Below are 3,338 nucleotides of genomic sequence, written 5' to 3'. Positions count from 1 at the left end.
AGTGAGAATTTCAATGAATCATATATAGTGGAGTACTGGGGATCAGAGAATAATTTTCTAAAAAATGGATTAGGAGTTTGTCTTATCCATAAAGGAAAGATTATCGCTGAATGTGTGTCTATTTTTCATAGTGGAACCATAGCTGAAATCGATATTGTGACTAATTCTAACTATAGAGGACAAGGATTGGGAAAGATAGTGGGCCAGACGTTTATAAATAAATGTTTAGAAAAGAATGTTATGCCTGCTTGGGATTGCGATAATAACAATAAAGCCTCGAAAGCACTAGCCAATAAACTTGGGTTTTCGAATGAAGAGGATTACGCTTTATATGTATTAAAATAAAAAGAGAATGAGACATAAATAAATCAATACAATCTACAGACGAACGAATGGAATGCATGAGCGAATGGCTTGTTACACCGCGGTTGATTTCCGTGCAAGACGTTGCTTTCCGCAGGCGGCCGATAAGCCTTGCCCTCTAATTACCAGCACACAAGATGATTTTACTGTAAACTGAATCCTATGCTCGTTAGGTTTAACAGTATCTACTTTATTAAATTATCCTGAATTCTTATTTGGGTAGGAGGACCTTATGATATCGTTTAATAGAATTATAAAATTGCGGGATTTGGAAATTTTTCGAGTGTCAAAAAACGGAACAATCTTTTCTTATGTAGTTATTGAAGACACGAGAAAGCCATTTACAGAAGAAGATAAAAAGCTAGATCCATTATGTTATATGGAGGAAGAAGATATTAACGCGATTTTAAATGTGTTTAGGATTTCATTAATCAATGATGAAAAATTAAGTGAAGAAGAGTCACTTTTTCTAAAATCGTTCTTTTCAGATTTTGTTAATAATACAAATTTAACGAATTTTATTATTACGGAATACATTCAAGAAGATTTGTATGATCATGACGTCAATATAAAATTTTTCAATAAAATTTTAAAGGATATAGGTTCAAATTATATTATTGAAGAATTTGATGAAATGAACTGGATTTATTTATCTCAAGATTAAAATATAACGATGGGTACTATATACAAAGCTAATTTACATAAATACTTTTCTGGAAACTCAATTACATTTATTAATTTAAAAATATTCAAAAAACGCCATTATAGTGTGAAATTACACTATAATGGCGTTTTTTCTTAATGGAAGGAGAAAGAAATGAATAAAAAGAGCATCTGAACGAATAGTTAGATGCTCTTTTTATTGTCTAGAACGATGAAGTATGTTCTATATATGAAGAAAAACAATTTGAACTAGGCATATTTTGTATAATATGTTTCTAGAAGCGAAATCGTATAATTTTATGGAATAGGAGTACAAAAATAGCATGAAGTGGACGAAAGTAAAGAAAAATATGGAGAATTTATTCTGTGATAAGTTGAAGTATAGATTGAGTATTCATTTCACTAAATATAACGTTTCTCTTGGAGAACAGGCACGTATTTGGATTACTCTAGATAAGAAGGAAATTTTTAATGCTTCTTCAGCAGAATATTTAATGGAACATGATAAACTTTGGGAGGAAGTGAAGAGAAAAACAAGCAAACCCTTTCCAGAGTGTTTATTTGAATGTTTCCCGGAATTCATTGGGAAGGTAAATGATATGGACTACACTGCAAGTATTCTAGAACATAGAGGTGTTTTTAACGTTGATCATGTTTATAACGCCTTCATCCAGTATCCTCAGCTATCCATTGATCGAGCATTAAATTCTGGGAACGTTATTTCTCAAGCTCTTGCATTAGTAGATAGAAGGTTAGGGAAAAGGACGCTGGAAGCTTTAAAGTACAATTCGGACGTGCACCCTTTAATTATGCAAGTTTATGAACTAAGATGTAAGGTTGAAAATATCAAGCCCAGTTAGTAAAAGAAGGAGGCTATACTGTGAAGGCCACAAATTTCTTTATTAAAGATATCAAAGAATTTCAATCCGCTAATAAAAATCTAAAAAATATCTTCAACACAAATAAGGAATTGCCCCATCAAGTATTTAACCAAAGGTGTGATTATTACTTATTTGAAGAGTTCTACTGGGGCATGTGTGAGGAGTTTTGGCCTACTGTACAATATTTAACAAAAATCTTTAGTGAAAAGGAAGTTACAGTTGCGGTTTTAGATCCACATCCTACAAATTATTTTTATAAAGAGTTTGGCTATTTTAATTACTTGAAGCTTCCTGCTTCTTTATCAAGTGAAGAGTATAGGACTGTCCTAGAAATTGGACCGGAGGACTACCCTGCGGATGCTCCATACTATCATTCAGAAAAAATTGTATGGTTTTCTTCTTCTAAGAAGTGGGCGATATGGGGAGAGCGGAGCTTAGATATATGTGTCATAGGTTTTAATGAATCTGTTTTGTTAGACCATTTAATGAAATCACCATCTAAAYGGTCGTATTTAAATGAAGATGTTGAAGATTTAATTGGCTTAAACTTTAGAAATATGAAGCTTCCTCAAGATTTTAAAGACAGCTTATCAAAAAACTATGCTCATGATAGAGATAGTGGATGAGTATTATATTAATCTGTAAAAGGGATCAAACTCTTTATAACTATAAAAAATCCTTTGCTTCCAGAGCAGAGGGTTTTTTTAGGTGAATACCTTATTCTACGTAAGTGTTGATCTACGATAACGAAGATTTAATTACCTCTACAACATTCTTTTTTGTCTGACTCAAATAGGTTCTTTTTTCAACAGACATTAATAATCCTATAGGCATCTCAGGGTCAAACCCTTGTACTTTAAACGGGATATTAGTTGGTTTTAAACTAGTGCCACTAGGGATAATTCCTACTGCATATTCAAACATCATTTCTGGAATGAGGTGCAGGGCACTGCAGTTGTAGACTTGTTTAAAGGCTAAATTATTCTCGGATAAAAAGTGGTTGACGGATTGATAGTAATAGCAGCTATTTTCTCCTATTAAAATGGGATAGTGAATAATATCAGCTATTTCAACTGATTTTTGCTGTAGCAGCGGATGGTTAGGCATATTAACGATAAATTCAATTTGTTCTTTACCAAGCGGAGTAAAAGTTACGCCCGAAAGGTTTGTGTTCTGTCCGCAAACAGCAAAGTCTAGTTTATCTTGACGTAATAGTTCTGATAAAAGTGCCGTGTTTCCAATGGTGAAATCGCAGTGTATGTAAGGTTTTTCGTCATTTAAATAGCTTAATATAGCTGGCATCAACCTTTGAGCAATCGATTCTGATAAGCCTATTTTGATTGTTCCTTTTTCCTCTTTGCTTATACGCTGCGCTTGAGAGATTGAATACTCCCAGTGCTTCAACAAGCTATCTACTTCTTCTACAAATAG

At 33.0% G+C, this 3,338-nt stretch carries 5 protein-coding genes; 4 read left to right on the top strand and 1 reads right to left on the bottom strand.

Annotation, left to right across the window (positions count from 1 at the left end):
* From AC1DRF_RS20350 to AC1DRF_RS20335, 4 genes are all read left to right on the top strand, one after another.
* On the top strand, positions 1–345 hold a 345-nt coding region (locus tag AC1DRF_RS20350), incomplete at its 5' end, for a GNAT family N-acetyltransferase (RefSeq protein WP_477741531.1).
* A gap of 250 nt (positions 346–595) precedes the next feature.
* The gene (locus tag AC1DRF_RS20345) at positions 596–1,027 is read left to right on the top strand and encodes a terpene synthase (protein ID WP_098332779.1); all 432 of its coding nucleotides are present in this window, start codon (positions 596–598) and stop codon (positions 1,025–1,027) included.
* Positions 1,028–1,349: 322 nt separating this feature from the next.
* Positions 1,350–1,886, top strand: a complete 537-nt coding sequence (locus AC1DRF_RS20340; protein WP_097823034.1) for an SF0329 family protein — start codon at positions 1,350–1,352, stop codon at positions 1,884–1,886.
* Between the two features lie 20 nt (positions 1,887–1,906).
* Complete coding sequence (locus tag AC1DRF_RS20335) at positions 1,907–2,533, top strand: hypothetical protein (RefSeq protein ID WP_477741530.1); 627 nt, start codon at positions 1,907–1,909, stop codon at positions 2,531–2,533.
* A 112-nt stretch (positions 2,534–2,645) separates the two neighbouring features.
* Here AC1DRF_RS20335 and AC1DRF_RS20330 read toward each other — a convergent pair.
* On the bottom strand, positions 2,646–3,338 hold a 693-nt coding region (locus tag AC1DRF_RS20330), incomplete at its 5' end, for a substrate-binding domain-containing protein (protein WP_477741529.1).

The organism is Priestia sp. P5_B4 (assembly GCF_056400385.1).
This window is presented reverse-complemented; position numbering and strand designations above follow the sequence as displayed.

Coding starts and splice junctions, on each gene's coding strand:
- AC1DRF_RS20340 (WP_097823034.1), top strand. CDS start 1,350: ATGAAGTGGACGAAAGTAAAGAAAAATATGGAGAATTTATTCTGTGAT.
- AC1DRF_RS20345 (WP_098332779.1), top strand. CDS start 596: ATGATATCGTTTAATAGAATTATAAAATTGCGGGATTTGGAAATTTTT.